The sequence below is a fragment of the Arthrobacter sp. MYb213 genome (genome assembly GCF_002979915.1).
Taxonomy (GTDB): Bacteria; Actinomycetota; Actinomycetes; order Actinomycetales; family Micrococcaceae; genus Glutamicibacter.
Window position 1 is genome coordinate 502,812 of record NZ_PCQA01000003.1, and the last position, 20,066, is coordinate 522,877.

Annotated in this window: 23 protein-coding genes and 1 riboswitch; of the genes, 15 read left to right on the top strand and 8 right to left on the bottom strand. The window is 55.6% G+C overall.

The window, feature by feature from the left end; translation table 11 throughout:
- Positions 1–7: 7 nt before the first annotated feature.
- From CQ011_RS09775 to rraA, 5 genes are all read left to right on the top strand, one after another.
- Positions 8–1,228, top strand: coding sequence for an alpha-hydroxy acid oxidase (locus CQ011_RS09775; RefSeq protein ID WP_105677486.1), 1,221 nt, complete (start codon positions 8–10; stop codon positions 1,226–1,228).
- Between the two features lie 76 nt (positions 1,229–1,304).
- Complete coding sequence (locus tag CQ011_RS09780; RefSeq protein ID WP_105677491.1) at positions 1,305–1,883, top strand: DUF308 domain-containing protein; 579 nt, start codon at positions 1,305–1,307, stop codon at positions 1,881–1,883.
- A gap of 29 nt (positions 1,884–1,912) precedes the next feature.
- Entirely contained in the window at positions 1,913–2,221 is a 309-nt protein-coding gene (locus tag CQ011_RS09785; protein ID WP_286161150.1) for a hypothetical protein, read from the top strand.
- Positions 2,222–2,332: 111 nt separating this feature from the next.
- The gene (locus tag CQ011_RS09790; RefSeq protein WP_105677496.1) at positions 2,333–3,811 is read left to right on the top strand and encodes an amino acid permease; all 1,479 of its coding nucleotides are present in this window, start codon (positions 2,333–2,335) and stop codon (positions 3,809–3,811) included.
- 62 nt (positions 3,812–3,873) lie between these two features.
- The gene (gene rraA / locus CQ011_RS09795; protein WP_105677499.1) at positions 3,874–4,350 is read left to right on the top strand and encodes a ribonuclease E activity regulator RraA; all 477 of its coding nucleotides are present in this window, start codon (positions 3,874–3,876) and stop codon (positions 4,348–4,350) included.
- Positions 4,351–4,358: 8 nt separating this feature from the next.
- On the opposite strand, the gene CQ011_RS09800 is transcribed toward rraA, so the two are convergent.
- Together CQ011_RS09800 and CQ011_RS09805 are read right to left on the bottom strand one after the other, a co-directional pair.
- Positions 4,359–4,712: a hypothetical protein gene (locus CQ011_RS09800; RefSeq protein ID WP_105677501.1), complete on the bottom strand. Its 354-nt coding sequence runs from the start codon at positions 4,710–4,712 to the stop codon at positions 4,359–4,361.
- A gap of 56 nt (positions 4,713–4,768) precedes the next feature.
- A complete protein-coding gene (locus CQ011_RS09805; RefSeq protein WP_105677504.1) occupies positions 4,769–5,317 on the bottom strand; it encodes a CGNR zinc finger domain-containing protein in 549 nt (182 codons plus the stop codon).
- Positions 5,318–5,506: 189 nt separating this feature from the next.
- Between CQ011_RS09805 and CQ011_RS09810 the strand changes: the two genes are divergently transcribed.
- The 4 genes from CQ011_RS09810 to CQ011_RS09825 all read left to right on the top strand — a co-directional run bounded on the left by CQ011_RS09810 (position 5,507) and on the right by CQ011_RS09825 (position 8,519).
- On the top strand, positions 5,507–6,442 hold the full coding sequence (locus tag CQ011_RS09810) for an EamA family transporter (protein WP_105677633.1): 936 nt from the start codon (positions 5,507–5,509) through the stop codon (positions 6,440–6,442).
- A 212-nt stretch (positions 6,443–6,654) separates the two neighbouring features.
- A complete protein-coding gene (locus CQ011_RS09815) occupies positions 6,655–6,855 on the top strand; it encodes a hypothetical protein (RefSeq protein ID WP_146112596.1) in 201 nt (66 codons plus the stop codon).
- 180 nt (positions 6,856–7,035) lie between these two features.
- Positions 7,036–7,488, top strand: a complete 453-nt coding sequence (locus CQ011_RS09820) for a MarR family winged helix-turn-helix transcriptional regulator (RefSeq protein ID WP_105677511.1) — start codon at positions 7,036–7,038, stop codon at positions 7,486–7,488.
- Positions 7,485–8,519 (top strand): FUSC family protein, encoded by a 1,035-nt coding sequence (locus tag CQ011_RS09825; RefSeq protein WP_105677514.1) that lies wholly within the window; start codon positions 7,485–7,487, stop codon positions 8,517–8,519. The genes CQ011_RS09820 and CQ011_RS09825 overlap by 4 nt, the downstream gene beginning before the upstream one ends.
- 81 nt (positions 8,520–8,600) lie before the next feature.
- Here CQ011_RS09825 and cycA read toward each other — a convergent pair whose 3' ends face one another.
- The 5 genes from cycA to CQ011_RS09850 form a co-directional block, all read right to left on the bottom strand.
- Positions 8,601–10,088 (bottom strand): D-serine/D-alanine/glycine transporter, encoded by a 1,488-nt coding sequence (gene cycA, locus CQ011_RS09830; RefSeq protein WP_105677518.1) that lies wholly within the window; start codon positions 10,086–10,088, stop codon positions 8,601–8,603.
- A complete protein-coding gene (locus tag CQ011_RS09835) occupies positions 10,085–10,282 on the bottom strand; it encodes a hypothetical protein (RefSeq protein ID WP_105677521.1) in 198 nt (65 codons plus the stop codon). Before CQ011_RS09835 ends, cycA begins: the two co-directional genes overlap by 4 nt.
- A gap of 160 nt (positions 10,283–10,442) precedes the next feature.
- Positions 10,443–10,540, bottom strand: a riboswitch (glycine riboswitch).
- Between the two features lie 608 nt (positions 10,541–11,148).
- Positions 11,149–11,406 carry a hypothetical protein gene (locus CQ011_RS09840; protein WP_105677524.1) on the bottom strand — a complete coding sequence of 86 codons (258 nt, stop codon included), beginning with the start codon at positions 11,404–11,406 and terminating at the stop codon, positions 11,149–11,151.
- Between the two features lie 144 nt (positions 11,407–11,550).
- Positions 11,551–11,877 carry a heavy-metal-associated domain-containing protein gene (locus CQ011_RS09845; RefSeq protein ID WP_181148064.1) on the bottom strand — a complete coding sequence of 109 codons (327 nt, stop codon included), beginning with the start codon at positions 11,875–11,877 and terminating at the stop codon, positions 11,551–11,553.
- A gap of 43 nt (positions 11,878–11,920) precedes the next feature.
- The gene (locus CQ011_RS09850) at positions 11,921–12,250 is read right to left on the bottom strand and encodes a metal-sensitive transcriptional regulator (protein WP_105677528.1); all 330 of its coding nucleotides are present in this window, start codon (positions 12,248–12,250) and stop codon (positions 11,921–11,923) included.
- A gap of 239 nt (positions 12,251–12,489) precedes the next feature.
- On the opposite strand from CQ011_RS09850, the gene CQ011_RS09855 reads away from it, so the two are divergent.
- Positions 12,490–13,632: a lipid II:glycine glycyltransferase FemX gene (locus CQ011_RS09855; protein ID WP_105677531.1), complete on the top strand. Its 1,143-nt coding sequence runs from the start codon at positions 12,490–12,492 to the stop codon at positions 13,630–13,632.
- Between the two features lie 12 nt (positions 13,633–13,644).
- Entirely contained in the window at positions 13,645–14,919 is a 1,275-nt protein-coding gene (locus tag CQ011_RS09860) for a carboxylate--amine ligase (RefSeq protein ID WP_105677534.1), read from the top strand.
- A gap of 39 nt (positions 14,920–14,958) precedes the next feature.
- On the opposite strand, the gene CQ011_RS09865 is transcribed toward CQ011_RS09860, so the two are convergent.
- A complete protein-coding gene (locus tag CQ011_RS09865; protein WP_105677539.1) occupies positions 14,959–15,555 on the bottom strand; it encodes a CGNR zinc finger domain-containing protein in 597 nt (198 codons plus the stop codon).
- A gap of 93 nt (positions 15,556–15,648) precedes the next feature.
- On the opposite strand from CQ011_RS09865, the gene CQ011_RS09870 reads away from it, so the two are divergent.
- From CQ011_RS09870 to CQ011_RS09885, 4 genes are all read left to right on the top strand, one after another.
- Positions 15,649–16,704, top strand: coding sequence for an LLM class flavin-dependent oxidoreductase (locus tag CQ011_RS09870; protein WP_105677635.1), 1,056 nt, complete (start codon positions 15,649–15,651; stop codon positions 16,702–16,704).
- Positions 16,705–16,744: 40 nt separating this feature from the next.
- A complete protein-coding gene (locus CQ011_RS09875; RefSeq protein WP_105677542.1) occupies positions 16,745–17,380 on the top strand; it encodes a cysteine hydrolase family protein in 636 nt (211 codons plus the stop codon).
- A gap of 60 nt (positions 17,381–17,440) precedes the next feature.
- On the top strand, positions 17,441–18,685 hold the full coding sequence (locus CQ011_RS09880; protein WP_105677543.1) for a CynX/NimT family MFS transporter: 1,245 nt from the start codon (positions 17,441–17,443) through the stop codon (positions 18,683–18,685).
- 86 nt (positions 18,686–18,771) lie between these two features.
- Positions 18,772–19,956 (top strand): sensor histidine kinase, encoded by a 1,185-nt coding sequence (locus CQ011_RS09885; protein ID WP_105677544.1) that lies wholly within the window; start codon positions 18,772–18,774, stop codon positions 19,954–19,956.
- Positions 19,957–20,066: the final 110 nt, after the last annotated feature.

Sequence of the window (20,066 nt, forward strand, 5' to 3'; positions counted from 1 at the left end):
ATGTATTTTGAGCAACCTCAAGCGTCAATTTCCTGACATTAGCGAACTAGTCAACCTGATGAAGTTCAAACTGCCAGCTGCAGACCGCCGCGCTGCACGGCTGAGCAAGGCGGCAGATATCTGGGACTTGCGCTCCATTGCTAAGCGCCGCACCCCGACCGCGGCCTTCGACTATGTCGATGGCGCCGCCGGTCGCGAAATCACCGCGACCCGTGCTCGCCAGGTTTTCGACAACGTGGAACTGCTGCCACGAATTCTGCATGGCACCGCACAAGCGGATCTTTCCACGCAGATCGCTGGAGCACCATCGGCCTTGCCATTTGGTATCGCTCCGACCGGGTTTACCCGGTTCATGCACTCCGAAGGTGAAATTGGTGGGTCGAAGGCCGCCGAACAGGCAGGGATTCCCTTTAGCCTCTCCACCATGGGCACGCGCTCTATTGAAGAGATCGCGCAGGCGGCCCCAGGTGCACGCAAATGGTTCCAGCTCTACCTCTGGAAGGACCGCGAGAAATCCGCGGGGTTGGTAAATCGTGCGGCCGCCGCCGGCTATGACACCTTACTGGTGACAGTGGATACCCCGGTTGCCGGACAACGTCATCGCGATACCCGCAACGGCATGAAGATTCCTCCGGAGCTGACAATAAAGACGGTACTTGACGCCTCATACCGTCCCGAATGGTGGTTTAACTTCCTAACCACGGATTCATTAAAATTCGCCTCACTATCCAATACCTCGGCAGATCTCCCCACAATCATCAACTCCATGTTTGATCCGTCCCTAGACTTTGATGATCTGAAGTGGATCCGTGAACTATGGAAGGGCAAACTTTTCGTCAAAGGCATCCTCACCGCCGAAGACGCCGCGAAGGCTAAAGCCGCCGGAGCAGACGGACTAGTGGTTTCCAACCACGGCGGACGCCAGCTGGACCGTGCACCAATCGCCTTCGAGGCACTGAGCGAGGTTCGCGCCGAAGTCGGCGAGGACATGGAAATTATCATGGACTCGGGCATCATGTCCGGTTCGGATATCGTCGCAGCCCTCTGCGCCGGGGCGGACTTTGTGCTCATCGGCCGCGCCTACCTCTACGGGCTAATGTCCGGAGGCCAAGCAGGCGTCAGCCGGGCTATCGAATTGCTGGCCAAGGAGGTTGAAGTGGCGATGCAACTGATGGGTGCCGCGTCGATTGGTGAGCTCAATGAGTCATTGATTCGCCGGCGTAAATAACCTGCGGGTGCGTCGGTAAATGTGACATAGCTTTGACTCGGCTGACTCTTTGTTCTATCGCCGGTAGAATGGGGGTGTGCCAGCACCAAAAACCACCCCAGCCCAAGCTCAAGACGTCTTCCGTCCCGTATTTCTTCGCGGACTCGGCGCCTTGGTCTACTCGCTCATCTCGATTTTCTGGATCCAAGCGGATCAAAGCGTCCTGTCCTACGCGACAGGTGCGTTGTTGGTGGTGACCGGCGCGTTTATGTGGCAGTACGTCACCGTACCAAGTGCCCCGGAGAAATCCCGAGCTGCCTACGCGCTGGGCGCTGGGCTGATGCTGCTGGCAGGTATTGCGGCGTTGTTCGCCACCACCCCCATGTGGGTTGCTTACCTGGCAGCCTTCGCATTCTTCGTTACCGGTGTAGTGGAGTTCTATGTCTTCGCTAAGCTGCGCGCACAGTTCCCGCCATTCCGTAACCAGCTGATCACCGCCGCGGTGTCGGTGGTACTTGCCATCGCATTGCTCTTCGGCACCGGCCTTGATGCCCACGGAATGTTCGGTCTGATTGGTGGAGGCACTATCATCTTTGCGGTCTTTGAACTCATCGCCGCCTTCGGTCATCGCCACGACGCCAAAGCGGCGGCGCCGAGCGAAATCGAAAACAACTAAAACTTAACAGGTCAACAGGACAAGTAGAAATGGAGTTCCTGGTGGGAAACAACTCGCAGAAGAAGCAACCGTGGAGCCAGTCGATTAAGGGCCCTCTGAGCTTCTCGCTGTTGCTGGGTCTTGTCGCTGGGGTGGTCGGTACGATCTCCTCTACCGGAGGCTCGCAAAACCCGATCCGCTTAGATATCGGACTAGTCTGCTTCGGCGTAGCCTTTGTCGTGAGCTTGCTGATCATTTCGGTGCTCACCATGGCCGGTAAAGAAAACGATTCCGAGCTTGGCAAGGGAACCGGTGTAAACCGTTCCTCAGCAAATCCAAATAAGAAGTTCGAAGACTAAATTAGTTTCGCTCACGCGCTGGGTCTGCCATCTCGGTGGACCCAGCGCGTTGTCGTTAGCCGGCGGTCAGTACACCGCACCGGATAATACGCAATATTCAAGGATTGACACGTGAACAACGCGAACCCAAGTCCAAATAGCACCCGCACCTCGTTGGGTGAGCAGTTGATTCGACGCAAATCAATCCAGTCGATGACCGCCGAATCGGCGAATAACGCCGGTTTCGGTCAGCTCAAACGCAGCTTCGGCGTACTCCAGCTGACCATGATCTCCGTTGGCGCCACCCTCGGCACCGGCATCCTGGTGATCTTAGGCGACGCCGTCCCGGTCGCCGGACCAGCCATCTGGATTGCCTTCGTGCTGGCTGGTGTCACCGCTTTGCTCTCCGCGGTCTCTTACGCCGAAATGGCTGGTATGGTCCCGGTATCCGGGTCTAGTTATTCCTATTCTTACGCCACCATGGGTGAAGGCGTGGCATGGATCTGCGGTTGGTGTCTTATCTTGGAATACGCGGTTTCTGCCGCCGCGGTGGCCGTAGGTGCTGGCCAATATGTGAATCAAACCTTAGAAATCTTTGGAATGGATCTGCCTGCATCCTTGGCCAGTGGCCCGGTAGACGGCGGCGTGATCAACTTGCCTGCACTGCTAACAGTCGTCGCAGCTACCTTGCTATTGGCCCGTGGCGCGCGCGAATCGGCAATAGCTAACACCGTGATGGTCATGGTGAAAATCGCGATTCTCGTGTTCTTCTCCATCGTTGCTTTCACCGCCTTTGATGCCGGTAACTTCGCACCATTGCTACCCATGGGTGCAGCCGGTGTGAGTGCGGCAGCCTCGATGGTGTTCTTCTCCTTCATCGGCTTTGACGCGGCCTCCACTGCCGGTGAAGAAGCGAAGAATCCCCAACGCGATATGCCTCGCTCCATCATCATCTCCATGGTTTTGGTGACCACCGTGTATGTACTGGTAGCGGTAGCAGCCATAGGCGCACGTAACTGGCAGTGGTTTGAAAGTGCACAAGCGGCTCTGGTGATGATCGTTTCCGAGGTGACCGGTCAGCCCTGGCTGGTGCTGATCTTTGCCCTAGCCTCGGTGATTGCCATTGTCTCGGTAGTACTGACCACTTTGTACGGCCAGACGAGGATCCTGATGACCATGGGCCGCGACGGGTTGGTGCCCAAAGCGTTCGCTAAGGTTTCCCCGAAAACTCACACCCCGGTAGTCGGCACCCTCATCGTCGGTACTGCGGTAGCAATTACCGCCTCGCTGATTCCGTTGGGCGAACTGGCCGAAGCAACGAGCATCGGCACCTTGTTCGCCTTCGCACTAGTTGGAGCCGCCGTGATCTTCTTGCGCCGTACCCAGCCTGATGCGCCACGTACCTTCAAGGTGCCCTTCTACCCGCTCACCCCACTGCTTGGTATCGCCGCCTGCTTGTTCTTAATGTTTAACCTCGGCTCAAATACCTGGCTGGTTTTCGGCATCTGGATGGTTGTTGGGTTCATCGTGTATTTGGGCTACGGACGCAAACATTCACGGCTCGGCGCACTGGCCAAAGAAACATACCGCGAGACACTAAAAACCAAATAATTCGGCTGCAAGTTAGGCTGTGAGTTGAACAAGTTTTGACCCCTCACCGTCTAGGAGCAACCATGCAGCAAGAAGCGATCAGCACCGCGGATTTATACGATGAATTCGAGGACAAACTGCAGTCAATTTCCCTGCAGTTTCAGAACTTTGGTGCGCGGGAAAGCTTCTTTGGCCCGGCCAAAACCATCAAGTGCTTTGAAGATAACGTGTTGATCAAATCCACGTTGAACACCCCCGGCGAGGGACAGGTCCTAGTAGTTGATGGTGGCGGGTCACTGCGTTTTGCACTGATGGGGGACATGATTGCCCAAGCTGCAGTGGATAACGGCTGGGCCGGAGTCATCATCAATGGCGCGGTACGCGACCGCGTTGAAATGGCCACCATGGATTTAGGCGTCAAAGCCTTGGGTAGCAACCCGCGTAAAACCGTGAAGCGCGGTGGTGGCTTCAGCGATCTTGACATCGAAATTGATGCCGTGACCATCCGCCCCGGAGCCATGGTGTACGCCGACGCGGATGGTGTGCTGGTAGCGCGCTAGAAGCTAGATTAGCTTTCTTTAGCGTGACGCCCGCTCTGGGTATTTCCCTGGCCCCATTCATCGACGAAGTCGACGGTGCTCAACTCGTCCAGATCCTTGCGGATCTGCACGATGAGCCTTTCGGCTTCTTCAAGATTTGAGGTCTCCATACGGAGCAACACCGTATCGTCGGTGCGTGAATGCACCACAACTTCGGCGCCGCGAGCCTCAAATTCGGCGTCTCCCAGAGCGGCAGAGAAGATTGCTGCGGTCCACCGGCCGGCGGCCTTTAGCGGTGAATCCTCGCTGGCTTCAAGGCGTGCTTCATATTCTTCGGATGCGTGTGCTTCACCGGGCATGATCTGGCCTTTCGACTTCAACATTTAGAACTGCTGTTGTCACCTCATCATAGGGGCGAAAAGAGCCAAAATGCGACTAGTTAGTATCTCGGAGTAGCTTTTCGTGCACGGTAGGCACGTACGTGTTCCCGGTTAGCGCAGTTTCCGGTATCGCAGTAGAGCTTTGAACGGTTTCGTGACAGGTCAAGCAGGGCCGCTCCACAATCGGTGGACGCACAGATCCGCAACCGTTCTCGTCCTCCGGAACGAATGACTTCCGCTAACGCCATGGCCGCGTCCACTGCCATACGGTCATAGAGTGGGGCGCGGTTTGTGGTGGCGTGTAGGTGGTATCCCCATTTTTCGTTTTTGATCAATTGCGGTTGCGCGTTAACGTTGCGCAGAATCTGATTGACCTTATAAACCGCGTCATCTTCATCCGTGGTCCAAATACCCTTGAGCTGCGAGCGCAGCTGGCGGATGGAACGCAACTCAGACTGGTCTTGTGCGTGCGGACCGTTGAATTTTTCGGTCTGCAGAAAATGATCTAAATCAGCCACCGTCGAGAGCATGTCAGCAAACGAAACTTCGGTGTTTAGCAAGTTCACAATAGTGCGCAGTGAGGCTTCAATATCTGGCGCAAAAGTCATAAATAGTTCCCGTGAAGGTCGTGGATTGACGCGAGTTCAAACGTATCCGTATTGTCATGATCATACAATTCTTTGCTCCTGAACCACCTGCATATTTCGTTGCTGCATGTCGCATAGGGAGTATTCGTAGCGAAGGTTTAACCACCCATGTCCAATCACCCAGAGCCAGTGTCGCCCGTAGCCGAACGCATGAGTGCGTCGGTGCCCCACGGGCAGCTGACCGGCGTCTGGATTGCCCTGGCATCTTCGGCAGCTTTTGGCCTCTCGGGTTCCTTCGCTAAAGGACTGTTCGAAGCCGGATGGACCCCGGCAGCAGCTGTTGCTGTACGAATGGCCGGAGCCGCGCTCATCCTCGCAATCCCTGCGCTGCTTGCCATGCGTGGCCGCTGGGTGCTGCTACGCACCAACTGGGCGTCAATATTGCTCTTTGGGTTCTTCGGTGTGGGAGCCTGTCAGCTGTGCTATTTTTTGGCAGTTGAACGCCTGGATGTGGGTGTCGCATTACTGCTGGAATATCTGGCACCGGTACTGATTGTTGTGGTGCTTTGGATGCGCCACAAAAAACGCCCCTCGGTGGCGACTATCGGTGGAACGCTGCTGGCCCTGGCCGGGCTGGTCGCCGTCTTGGATCTGAGCGGAACCTCGTCATTAGATCCTATTGGCATCTTGTGGGGACTTGGCGCCGCGGTGGGATTGACCGTCTACTTCTTCGTTAGCGCGCGTGTAGATGGTGCGTTGCCCCCAATTATTCTTTCGGCCGGAGGCATGCTGGTTGGCGCGGTCTCCTTGGGACTTGTTGGACTGTTTGGAATCCTTCCCATGCATGCTGAGTTTGGTAGTGGCTCCTTCGCAGGGGTGCAGGTTCCCTGGTGGGTAGCGCTGCTAGGGCTCATCCTGATCGCTACGGTATTTTCCTACACCACCGGGGTGATGGCAGCACGCGCTCTCGGCTCTAAAGTGGCTTCATTTATTTCGCTGACCGAAGTGCTCTTTGCGGTGCTCTGGGCATGGCTGCTGCTTTCCGAACTGCCAGGACCAGTTCAATTATTTGGTGGGCTATTGATTGTGCTCGGTGTGGTGCTGGTGCGTATCGACGAGCTTCGTTCGGCGCGAATCCGACGCTAAGGTCATTCGACGAAACCGCCTGGAACTGACTTCCGAGGCTGGCGCACACGTGGCCGCGATGCTGACTATTTCTCGCTGTGCGACATTAGGTGCTGTTACCGTGGGGATCCAATGCGCAACATCTGTATCGCAGGCTTTACCGACGTTGCTGGTTCCTCCGGTGGAGGATGCTTGAGCGGTACGAGCTAGCTTTCGACAAGAGGAGCGGACTGATGGCCGAGCAGAACAGGGTGTCCAGTGCTAGGAAGAGTGCAGTTGTGGTGTGCCTCTTTCTTGCGGTAGCGGCGATCAATCTGCCGCGGGTGCCTCAACTCAATGAATTTACGGTAGCCGGTTGGGCACTCGCCGGAGTATTACTTCTCGCTTCCTTAGTGATCGCGGTCGGCAACTATCGCAGTTCGTCAAGGGCATAGGACCGAAAGGTCAGTCGCAAGGGCTTTGTTTCGGGTAGATGCTCTTGCGGCTATTTTGGAGCGCCGTGTGGGCGAGGGAAGATGACGGCAAGGCCGACATTTTCCGCTTTTGCTTGTGATCTTGGACAGTAAATGCGCTCCTAAAGAAATCGTTTCAATATGAAATGATATCTTGATGAGATGAACGAGCAACAGATTCCGAAATTTCAATGGGGCTCACTGAGCTACCTCGCCTCCCGCGTAGGACGCTTGGGCACTCTCAAACTCACCGCGATGATGGAATCAGAAGCGTTGACCCGTAACCACTTCATGATCGTGTCCGCTTTGCAAGAGTTTGCGCCCATGTCTCAAAACGATCTCTCGCTACGCACCGACCTGAACCGTGGCCACTTGGTGGCCTACCTCGATGAACTGGCGCAGCGTGGCATTGTGGAACGCAGCGTCGATCCCGATGACCGGCGGCGTAACATCATCACCCTGACCGATGCCGGTCAGAAATTCACGGCCAAGGCCATGGATGCTGCGCGAGACAGCGAAATGGAACTCTTTGGAGTCCTCAATGTCGCACAGCGCGAGCAACTGCGTGAACTCTTGCAGTTAGTCGTTGCTCAAGAAGAAGAGTCTGCTCAGTGAAACAACACCTGAAAGCAGTGTGGGAACACAGCATTACCGTGGGCCCGGCGAGGCCCTCATTGGTCCCAGCCACAAAGGCCGCCTTCTGCGTGGCAGTTCCACTGACTCTGCTGGCCGTTACCGGCCGACTGGACTGGGCCATGTACGCCGCGTTTGGCGCATTTTGCTCGGTCTTTGGTCGCTACGATACCGATGCGGTCCGTTTTTGGCAGCAGCTGAGCAGTGGCCTGGTGCAAATTGCAGCCATGGCGCTGGGTACCTTCTTCTCCATGATCGAGTCACCGTTCGTGGTGCGCATACTGGTGTTGGCGGCTATTGCCTTCGGCGCGAATTTTGTATCCTGCGCCGTCCGCTGGCTGCCACCAGGACCGGTCTTTGCAGTCTTTGCCGGTGGCGCCTGCATTAGCGTTCCTGCGACCGCCGATAATTTTGTTGGCGTTCTGATGGTTGGCGTGGGCACGGTAATTTTCAGCGTGTTGTTCATGCTGGGGCTTTCGCTGCGTCGCTCCAATTTGCTACACACCTTAGGCAATGGCTTTTCCTGGAATCCAAACCCGCGCGCCTATACGGAATCTACGCAGATGGCGCTCGCCGTATTTATCGCCGGGGCCGTGGCCTATACCTTTGGTGGTAATCACTGGTACTGGGCGAGCCTGGGTGCCATCGCCGCGGTGATCGGATTGAACACCTATGCTCGGGTTTCCCGCGCTATTCAACGCTGTGTGGGTACCTGTGTGGGAGTGCTGCTCACCGGAGTCATCGTGATGTTTGATCCACCGATCTGGCTGATATTACTGGTGGCCGTCGCCAGCCAGTTCTGCATAGAAATGGTGATCTTGCGACACTACGCGGTGGGCATGATCTTCATGACCGTGACCGCCTTGTTGATGGTGCATCTGGGCAGTGCCGAACCGATGTCCAGTTTGTTAGTCGACAGGTTGTCCATGACAGTCTTGGGCGCCGCGCTTGGCGCCTTGCAAAGTATCGCCATCGGCCTGTTGGTCAATCGCCGCGCAGCGCTCAATGAGTAGCGCTTTCCTGATGCCCGGCAACTGAACGGATATAAAAAAGCACCGCACCCCACGAGGGGATGCGGTGCCAAACTCGGCTAATTACACCGAGTGCGTTTCAGAATCTATGGTGTCTTCCACGCGGGGACCGTGAATCCGGAAGGCTCCGGCATCTTCACGCTCGGCAGCGACCTTTTTCACGTGCAGTGCACGAAGCTGTGCATGCTGTGGATTGCGGCGGATAACGCTGTAACCAACCGCTAGGCCAACAAACCACAGTGGAGTGATCAGTAGCGCTTGCAAGGTATCTAACTGGGTAGTCAATGCCCACAGGATGAAGCCAAAGAATGCGAGCACCACGTATGGCATGAACGCTCCGCCTGGCATCTTGAACTTGCTCGCTGCGTGCAGGTGTGGACGACGCTTGCGGTACACCAGGTAGCTGATCAAGATAATCGACCAGACGAACATGAAGCATAATGCGGAGACCGTAGTCACCAGCGTGAAGGCCGCAATCACCGAATCGCCACTGTAGAGCAGCACCACGCCGGCGAGGAGGAACATGCAGGAGAACATCAGCGCATTGCGTGGGACGCTGCGACCAGAAAGCTTTTCGAAGGCCTTCGGTGCATCACCCTCCATGGACAGGCCACGGAGCATTCGGGAGGTCGAGTAGATCCCCGAGTTAGCACTGGAAGTTGCCGAGGTGAGCACCACAAAGTTGATAATGCCTGCCGCACCAGCCAACCCAGCGAGCGCGAACATGCCAACGAATGGTGATTCCCCTGCTGAGAACAGACGCCATGGCTGAACGGCCATGAGGATGATCAAAGCACCTACGTAGAAGAACAGGATTCGAATCGGAATCGAGTTGATCGCCTTAGGAAGGGTCTTTTCTGGATCCTTGGTTTCTGCCGCGGTAGTACCTACGAGCTCAATTCCCACAAATGCGAATACTGCAATCTGGAAACCAGCTACGAAGCCCATGAATCCGGTGGGGAACATGCCACCGTCGGCCCAGAGGTTGCTAAAGGAAGCGGTAGCGCCGTTGGACTGGAACTTGGTGATGATCATAACCAGGCCCACCACAATCAGCGCACCAATGGCGACGATCTTGATCATGGAGAACCAGAACTCGGTTTCGCCGAAGGCCTTCACGGTCGCCAGGTTCAGCACCAGCAGCAGTGCGATACAAGCCAGCGCCGGAATCCATAGCGGAAGGTTGCCCCACCAGTAGGCAACGTAGTGAGCAATCGCCACCACGTCGGCAATACCTGTGACCACCCAGCAGAACCAGTAGGTCCAGCCGGTGAAGAACGCAGCCCATGGCCCCAACAGATCACCGGCGAAATCGGCGAAGGTTTTGTAGTTCAGGTTCGACAGCAGTAGTTCTCCCATGGCACGCATGACAAAGAACAGCATGAAGCCGATGATCATGTAAACAAAAATGACCGATGGGCCAGCGACCGAGATGGTCTTGCCGGAGCCCATGAATAGACCGGTACCAATGGCACCGCCAATTGCAATGAGCTGAATGTGACGGTTTGAGAGCCCGCGTTCGAGCTTGGGCGAAGAGCTGGTGGTGCTCATTCTGCTGCCTTCCAGGAGTGGTGAGGTGCTTCGAAGAGGTGCCATGAGCTAGTCCCGAGGGATAGCCCACGTTGCGGCAGATCTACATTTGCAACCGAATGCTCGTTCTCCAGGACAAGATTCTGCACGCCATGATGCGCGGGGCGCAGCTCGATGAGCTGTGACCCGGGCTGAGTGCGAAGAAGGTTGACCATTGGGGGAACTTTCGAATCGGGTGCAGACAATGCGGCACTGTTCTTTGTTCCTCCCCAATCTGTTTGAAGACCTGAGAGTTTTCACCTTGACCCGTCATTGGGTGCAAGGTTTGCTCCGTCGGTGAGTATGGACAAAGCCCATACTACTTTCCAGATTTGCCTCATCGTGGCGGTACGGGGGCCTGAGAGTTTCCTGGGGAGGAATTGCTCCTACGGCGTCCGCCCTTGGCTGGGGCGGATCTCTCCCGCCACGCGTCAACGGCAATTGACTTGTGATAGCTGTCACAGTATGCCCATGTTTTAGTTTATGAAGCAAACTGAAGGGATTCTTTACTGTGGGTTTGCGGTTGATATGCCGGGTAATTTTGCCATCGCACTGGAACGAAGGATCTTGCAGAAAGCTGATCTACGATTCGCTGTTGTTATATAAAGCACTAGTTGGCAGGACAATTAAAGATAAGGAGAACGCTTTTGGGGCTTGAAAGTAGCGCTGACAGCAGGGTTTAAAAATCCTGAGCTGGGAGATGGCTTGATTTTTTCGGCGGCCCGTAATGTTTCGTATTATTTAGAATTCAAGTTATGGCCTTCAAAAACACTGCGGAGCGTGCGGGTTGCGGCGGTCTTTAAGTCTAGTAACCGGATAAGAACCTCACTGCGAAGTGTGAAGCGGATTCATGGAAGATCCGGATAAATCCGAAAAATCTGGTAATTAGAACCCAAGGCCCAGCTCATTATGAACTGGGCCTTGGAACATCACTCGCACCTTTGAGGAAGGTAGTTACTACTCTAATTACCGTGACTGTTTAGCGACTGTGCGTCAGGTGCTCATTGGCTAGGGATGCCCGCCAGGTGCTCAAGTGCGTGAGTTACTTCTTTTCCTGCTTATCGGTGGCTAGTACGGCCTCCGTGTAGCGGCGTTCAAATTCTTCGGCGGAAACTGATTCGCGTTCCACGCGGAAAGACGATTCTGGGATTCCGAGAACCGCTGCGATCAAGCTTCGGGTGTACCCAGAAATCTTGCGGGACTTGCGTGTGGAAGTGACATGGTCCAGTTCGGGAACCCAAATGTTCCACCATCCGGCCTGCTTACCTACGACTGCCTTGAATACGCGTTGCTCGTTCATCTGTTGTCCTACTTTCGTGGAAGTACCGACCGCGAGGCCAGCAGAAGTCGCTGATCCGCAACTTGCGGTCTTTTTAATACTCCATCATGGACCAGACTGCGACAAGTTTGAATTGCGGTGGCTGCTAGTCCTTAGGGCAGAGGGCTAGTTGCTGACCGATTCGAGAGTGTAGCCAGCTTCTTCAACTGCTGCTCGAAGCACTTCTTCCTCGATTTCCTCGATGGTGCCCGAGGTGCTCAGCATTGCAGTAGAGATACCCTTTGCGTCGAGGATGATCTCAACGTCTTGCACGTTTGCGATTTCCTTCAGTTCCTCGGATACCGATGAGACGCAGTGCCCACAGGTCATTCCCGAGATTTTTAGTTCAGTTTGGGAAATGACTGGCGTGCTGTCCGGGCGAGGAATAATCTGCAAGCCTTGGCTTGAAGAGTTTGAATTATCGGAACAACCGCAATTACAAGCGTGGCTCATATTTTGCTCTCTATTCTTATCGGGGGATTGAAAGTTCTGTCGGCTAGCGCAGAAGTCGGGAAATTGCAGCCGTAGCTTCGGAGATTTTGTCTTGAACGATGCTTGGGTCCCCGGTGCTCAGCGACTCTTCGGCGGCGCCCACCACGCAGTGGCCGATATGGTCTTCGACCAGTTGCAGGCTGACCTTGTGTAGGGCAGCGTTAATTGCCGAGATCTGGGTGAGGATGTCGATACAGTATTTGTCTTCATCCACCATGCGAGCAACCCCGCGAACCTGCCCCTCGATCCGGTTGAGGCGTTTGCGCAAGGCATCTTTTTGGGGAGTGTAGCCATGAGGCGCCACTGGTTCCGCAATCTTTGTCTGAGAGTCCATGTACCAATAATACCCCCTTGGGGTATAGAATGCACGCGTGAGCTCGATGACACCAAATCCGTCCCTGGGTCATGAGCTAGTAGGCATTGATGTGGCTGAGCATGTCCATTTGCTCACAGCCTGAGATCTTTGTTCGACCAGATACCGCGACAGAACCCGCGAAGACCCAACGTCTTGACTCATTTGCTTGCCATGCATCATCCCCGGGGTGGCAAGCAAACCGCGATAGGCTTTTACCTGTGAGCCACAATGAACTTCGCGTGCGTCCAATATCCAGCACCGAGCACTCCGCGTTCCTTGCTACCGCGCAAGGTGTCAGCTTCCTTCAGCGTCCCGAATGGGCACAGGTCAAGGCAGGCTGGCGAGGAGAATCTCTCGGTTGGTTTGATGGTGAGACCCTCGTTGGTGTCGCCTTAATCCTGCACCGACAAGCGCCGGTAATTAAAAAGACCCTCGCCTACATTCCAGACGGTCCGGTCATAGACTTCGACAGCTATGACGCGCGAACCGTCCTTCCACTGCTGGCCAGCTACCTGAAAAACCGTGGCGCCTTCCAGCTACGTGTTGGGCCAGGGCTGTCGGTGCGCACCTGGGGTGCGGCCGCCGTGCGCAAGGCGTTCGGTAAAGACGAGCTCGCCTCGCTCGCCGATCTGGAAACCGCATCGGTCAACGAGAACGCGCGCAAGCTCAACGAAGCACTGAGCGATCTAGGATTCACCAAACAAGACGTCGGTATGGACTTTGCCGCCGGCCAGCCAGAATACGTGGCACGGGTGGCATTGCAGGATCCGGCAGGAAACCAGCTAGATACCGATCAAGTGATGGCTTCCTATTCCTCCACCACCCGCAACGAAACGCGGAAGTCGCTCAAGAGTGAACTGTTGGTTGAAATCGGTGAAACCAAGGACATGGCACGCTTCCATGCTCTGTATAATCACACCGCTGAACGTCAAGAATTCACCGGACGCCCGCTGAGCTACTTTGAAAAAATGCACACGGTACTCAACCTGGCGGTACCCGGCTCCTGCACGCTCTACGTTGCAAGTCATGAGGGTGTAGATCTAGCCTCGGCAATCGTGCTGCGCTCCAGCAATCTTGCCTGGTACCTCTACGGCGCCTCGTCCTCGGAGCAGCGCAAACTCTTTGCTCCCAAGGCCATCATGCATCACATGATTACCGACTCCATTGAAGCTGGCTGCAAGTACCTGGACCAAGGTGGCGTCAGCGCAACCCTGGACGGAGATCACCACCTGTCTGGGCTGACCAAGTTTAAAACTAATACGGGTTGCGACATTGTGCAGACCAATGGCGAATGGGATCTGGCACTGAATAAGCCACTTGCCTGGGCCTTTGAGAAGTATATGAACTGGCGAGCGAAGTAGGAACTAAACCCCATGGCTATTGAGAACTCTCAGCCTTTTGTCCCCGTCATCCTTGGCGGCGACATCGGCACCTACACTCTGGCGCGCGAATTTTATGAGGCGTACCAGGTGCGTTCGGTCGTAGTACCGGCGGCCGGCAACGGAGTCATTGAACACTCGGTAGCCATCGAGTTGCACCCCATTGGCTCCATGGTCGATGAAGCGCGGGTAGTGACCAAACTTATCGCCCTTGCCGAGCAACTCAACGGCGAAACGGTTCGCCCGCTCATGCTCTTCGGATCTTTAGACTTCCACATCATGCTGATTGCCAAGCATCGTGCGCAGCTCAGCGAATACTTCGTGATCCCGTATCCAGAACTAGAAGTCATCGAGGCTGCCGCCTTGAAGGAGAACTTCTACGCGCTCGCCGAACGGATGGGGATCGCGCACCCACGTACCGCCGTTTATCGCGCGGGCGATGACCTGTCCGCGATGGCTAAGTCGCTGGCCTTCCCGCTGATTGGTAAGCCGTCAAGCTCCGGCGATTGGATCGCCGCAAAGTTCGCCGGCAAGCAAAAGATCCACACGCTGGAAAACTTGGCCCAGTTAGAAGACCTGCTGGGACGCATCGATGCCAGTGGTTACACTTCCGGCTACATCTTGCAGGAGTACATTCCAGGTTCTGATGATGCGATGCGTCTATGCACCTACTTTGCTACGCAAGAAAAGAAGGTGATCTTCGCCGGATATGGTGAGGTAGTCATCGAGGAGCATGCACCATTGGTGTTGGGTAACTCCGCTGCCATAGTCACCGGACGCAATGACCAGATGGCCGTAGACGGTGCCCGCTTGCTCGAGGAATTGGGCTGGCAAGGAATCGCGATGATCGATGCAAAATATGATCACCGTGATGGCGTCGTGAAGTTCTTTGAGATCAACCCGAGGCTCGGGCGAAACCATTATTATCTGACCGCTGCCGGGATTAATCCTGCACGTTTTTATGTCACCGAATTCCTCGGTGAAGACTTTGACTCTTCCAACCCACAGACCGATGCGGTGATCGATACCGGTATTGGAATTCTTCAGTTGCGTGCCGAGCGACTATTCACCGTGCTGCCGCACCACCTGCTGCGACGCTTCCTTGACAGCGACACCGGACGGAAAGCCGCCGCGTTGCTCAAGGAGGGTAAGGTCTCGAACCCGCTGAAGTTCAAGGAAGAGAAACATCCGCGTCGCCGGGTCTATCTGATACTTAATGCCGTGAATCATTACCGCAAGTACAAGAAATTCCCGCCGCGTAGTTTGTAGTAACTTACGTTCGCTCAACTCTCAGCCTAGGCTTCGTGCCTAGGTTGAGCTGTTTAACGCGCTCTCACGTTTGCGCGCGTAAGCGCGTGCGGCACGTACCCGGTCTCCGCAACGGGTGGAACACCATTGTCGGCGTCCGTGGGTTCGCAGCATGAACCTGTGGCAGGGCTCTGCTTCACACTGGATCAAAAGCTCGGCTTCCTCGGAGGTCAGGAGCGTCACTGCATCTTCGGCAATGACCGACATTGCGTGTTCAACGAGCAAAGTGACCGGGTGTTCGGCTGCCCGGTAAAACCCTGCGTCCGCGGAGTAATGTAGCAGTGAAATATGTGGCGCGACGGTCAGCGCCTTATTGATGCGATCCACGACCTGCTGGTCAATTTTTTGGTTTGTTGCCTGCATTAGGAAGATGTTCTGTAGATCGCTACGCAGCCCACAGAGTTTACTTTGGCAGTAGGACAGGAGCTGTTCCTTGCCATCAACGAGGTCTCGTTCAATGAGCCACGCGGTGGTTGCTTCAGGCGAATCCAGGTGGTCAACAATTTTTCCGCCCGGCAGGTGAATCATGCTGTTTACTAGCGCAAGACTCAGGTGTGCTTCAGTCCCCGGCGCGGGTGGAAGAGGTGCGTGATTCATACTTCTCATGTTAGCAGTAGATATTTGACGTGAGAAAGTGTTATCTTCATATCACGCTAGAAATAAGAAATATCCGTGATAAAAGAGGTTTCATTGCATCCCGCACCAAAGTTTGGCTCCGCTCCCTTCGCACTCAACGCCCACACCGGCGGAACGGTCGGTGTAGGCAGAACGGTCCAGCAAGGCCTGACCTCGCTGATCAATCTCGCGCGTCAGGCAGATGAACTGGGCTATCACCGTTTTTGGATGTCAGAGCACCACGCGATGCCAGGGCTGGCGGTATCTTCACCTCCGCTGATGCTCGCCCGGCTGACCGCAGAAACACAACGGATCCGCTTGGGCGCAGGCGGCGTAATGCTTCCAAACCATGCCCCGCTAGTGATTGCCGAACAGTTTGGCACTCTTGAAGCGCTTGCTCCCGGACGTATCGATTTGGGACTGGGACGTGCCCCTGGCACCGACCACGTCACCGCCGCGGCACTGCGACGTGGCGACAGTGCGAATGAAAACTTTCCGCAACTGGTGACCGAGCTGATGGGTTTTCTGCACGACGACTTCCCAACTGGCCACCACTTCGAAACAGTCCATGCGGTACCCGGGCCATGGCAGGCCAAGGAAAACCGGGTGCAAGCACCCACCGTGGCTCCCGAATTATGGATCCTTGGTTCCTCGCCTTATTCGGCACAACTCGCAGCGAAACTTGGTCGACCCTACGCGTTCGCTTTGCAATTCGGTGATGCAGACATCGACAGTGCCATGCGCATCTACCGTGAAAACTTTGTGCCCTCGGCCGTACTGGACGCCCCTTACTCGATGGTCAGTGTTTCCACGATTGTTAACGAGGATCCTCTCGAAGCCAAACGTCAGGCAATGAGCATGGCTATGGGAATGCTGCGCATGTTCAAACGCGAGTCCTTCACGCTATTTTCCCCAGCCGAGGTTGCCGCTTTTGATGGCACGCTCAATGAGCAGGCAATTATCGAGATGTACACCAACCGAGCCTTCAGCGGCACGGCCGCTACCGTGGCCGCGCAGCTGGAACAACTTCAGGAGCAGACCGGGGTAGATGAAATCACCTTGGTGATCGGCACCCATGATCCCGAAGCAGAAGTGCGTACATTGCAGCTTCTGGCCAAGCACTACCTGTAAAACACCAACTAAGCCCCACAAAAGATCTCAGGAGAACACCATGACCAGCCCACGCCGCGCCCTCATCGTCATCGACGTACAGCAGGAATATTTTGAAGGCCTGCTGAAAATTCAGTACCCACCACGTGAGCAATCGCTGGAGCGCACCGCCCAAGCGATCGATGCGGCACAGAAGGCCGGAATCCCTGTATATATCGTGCAGCACCAAATGCCTGCACAAGCTCCGGTCTTTGCCGAGGGTTCGGACACCTTCAAGCTGCACCCCGAAATTGCGCAGCGCGCAGATCAGGCCACGCAAGTTTTCACCAAGGTATACGCCAGCGTCTTCGCCGGAACGAATTTGGAAGCGTGGTTGCGTGAAGACAATATCGACACAATCACGCTCACCGGCTTCATGACCAACAACTGCGTGATCGGTTCGGTAGCAGCTGCCGAACCACTAGGTTTTAGTGTCGAGGTACTCTCCGACGCCACCGGCGCCATCGACATTGCCAACGAAGCAGGTTCCGCCAGTGCGCAACAGGTCCACGAAACTCTGATGGCACTGTTGCATTCGAACTGGGCCGCGGTATCGACCACGGACCAGTGGATGAGCGCACTAGACTCCGGCTCTGCCCTTGAAGGTAGCAACCTCATCGTTTCCGCAGCACAGGGACACGAACAGCACCAGAAGTAGTATTTGCAGGTGGTGGTCATCAAAGGATGCTTCGCTCAGGTTGCTGGCTAGGATGACTTTATGGATCCCAAACACCCGGCACTGCCTAGGGGCTTTAGCGCGTTACTGCTCATTGCCATGATTCTTGCGGCAGTAAATTTGCGCCCAGCAGTCACCTCGCTGGGCGCATTGCTGGATCCGGTCATTGAAGACTTGTCAATGAATGGGTTTATCGCCGGGATCATCACCGGCGTACCGCCCCTATGCTTTGCCATCCTTGGCCCACTAGCCCCGCGACTTGCCAGCAAACGTGGACCCGAGCTAGTGGTGGTGGGGGCAATGCTCGCAATTCTTTGCGGGTTGGTCCTGCGCTCGCTCGCCCCAAATACGTGGGTATTTTTCATCTTCACCGCACTTGCACTTGCCGGAATTGCCGTGGGAAATATTCTGATGCCGGTGCTCGTCAAACGCTGGTTTCCCACAAAAATTGGTCTGGTCACCGGCTCGTACACCACCGCTGTAGCACTTGGCGCCTCCGTCGTTGCGGCGATTGCGGTTCCGGTTAATGACGCTATTGGTGGCGCGTGGCGAGGTGGCCTGGCGCTATGGGCCATTCCAGCATTGATCGCGACGCTTATTTGGGTAGTGGTGTATTTCGGTTTACGTAATCAGATCACCGAGCTTCAAATGCCGGCGCCCAAGACTCACGTCTTAGCCCCCGCAATGGGGCCAATGAGCCGAAACTCAACGGCCTGGTGGATTGCGCTGTTTTTCGGTGCGCAGTCAACCGTCGCCTACATTTTGATGGGCTGGGCGCCGAAGATATTTACCGACTTCGGAGTGGACCCAGCCTATGCCGGAGCACTGCTTGGCGTGATTCTTGGGGTGGGCGTCCCACTATCTTTCATCATGCCTGCCCTGGCGGCGAAGTTTTCCCATCAGGGGCCGCTGGTGATCATCAACGGAATTGCCGGGATAGTCGCCGTTGCCGGATTGTTAATCGCTCCGGTTCAAGGTGCGTTTATCTGGGCGGTACTTCTTGGTATCTGCGGTTCGAGCTTCCCCTTAGCCCTGACGATGATCGGTTTGAAAGCGCACACGGCCGCCGGGGTGAGTAAGCTTTCTACCTTCGGACAATCCATTGGATACCTGATCGCCATCCCCGGACCATTCCTTGTCGGTGCATTGCATGAGACCACCGATTCCTGGACTCTGCCGATACTACTCATTGCAGGGCTGATCCTCTTCCAAACCTTTACCGGGATTATGGCTGGTAGGCCACGCTTTGTGGAAGACCACGGGGTAGCAACTCGCGTTGATGCGTGAGTTCTTTAGGGGCTAATAAGTCACTCTGAACGCTTTGGGCTACTAGCATCCCGAAGAACATGCCGCAGGGGGCATAGACTAAAAGCGTGGAAGAAAAAGGCAGCCTGCGCATTCAAAGTATTCTCTGGGCAGCGGCCATATTTCTGGCCGTGATGCTCCTGTCTCTGGTGAGTGAACCAGCTAGCGGTCAACAAGAAATGACCGCTGCGTACCTGGTGACCGCTGGGGCATTTGCCGTTGGTTTCGGCGTACTCAGCGTTTTGCGACATCGATTTGCGCGCACCTCTTGGCTGGTAGCAGGACTGGGAGTCTGTGTTTGGCTGCTTTTAGCTATGCCCCGGATTGCGATGCTTCCAGCGTTGCTGTTTTTCCTCGCCGTGATCACCCTGGCTGGACACCGGATGCTGTCTTATCTGGGAGCCCTGGCGGTGTTCATCGTGATGAGTGCGGTGCGCTTAGCACAGGGGGCGTCCTTCCAAGATCTCTTTGACTTCGAGTTGTTGGCCTACGCCTCGTTGTCTGCGCTGGTAATTCTTTATGCCCAGTTGCGCACCACGCGAGAGGTGACACTAGAACATCAACGACGCGTTCGGGAGTTTGCCGAGCGGACCACAGAGGCGGAAAAGGAACAAGGGCGGATCTTGCACCGTTCGAAGATTTCTTACCAGCTGCATGACGAGTTGGCACATAATTTAGCGGTAGCTTCCTTGCATACCAACGCCGCGTTGGATGCTTCGTCTACCGATACACGCACGGCGTTGAGCTTGATCCACGTTCGCCAGGCGGTGACCGGAGCGATGACCGCATTACGTAGAACATTCGATACCTTGGGCCAGCGAGAAGCCCCCGAAGAACTCACTGCAACCATTGAGGACATTGAACGGATTGCTACTTCGTTGCGCGATACCGGCATTGAAGTTAGCATCCACAGCTCGGGTTTAGGCCAGACAGAGAGCTTCCCGCAGTTGGCCATGCGAATAATTCGCGAAGCAGCCACGAACGCGGTGAAGCATGCTGATCCCACCCAAATGGTGATCTGGATTAAGGAAGAAACTGATGAAAGCCAGCCTCCGCACTGGGTAGTTTCGGTCCGTAACAACGGTGTCCGCCCCGTACATTCGCAGACGCCCAATGGTCATGGTCTGGCACGCTTACGCGCGATGACCGAGGCCGAAGGTGGAACCATGGAGTGGGGACGGTTGGCAACAAACTTCCTTTTATCTGCGACCGTCCGAAAAGACGTTGAAGAAAACCCGAGACGAAATTCTTAGTATCCCGTTGGGCGCTCAATCGCACTAGTGAGCGGTGGTTCGGGCTGCCTCTAGCCCGGTGGGCAATCCCGGCGTAGAGTGAAAGCACGATTTGGCGGGGCCACGGCGAG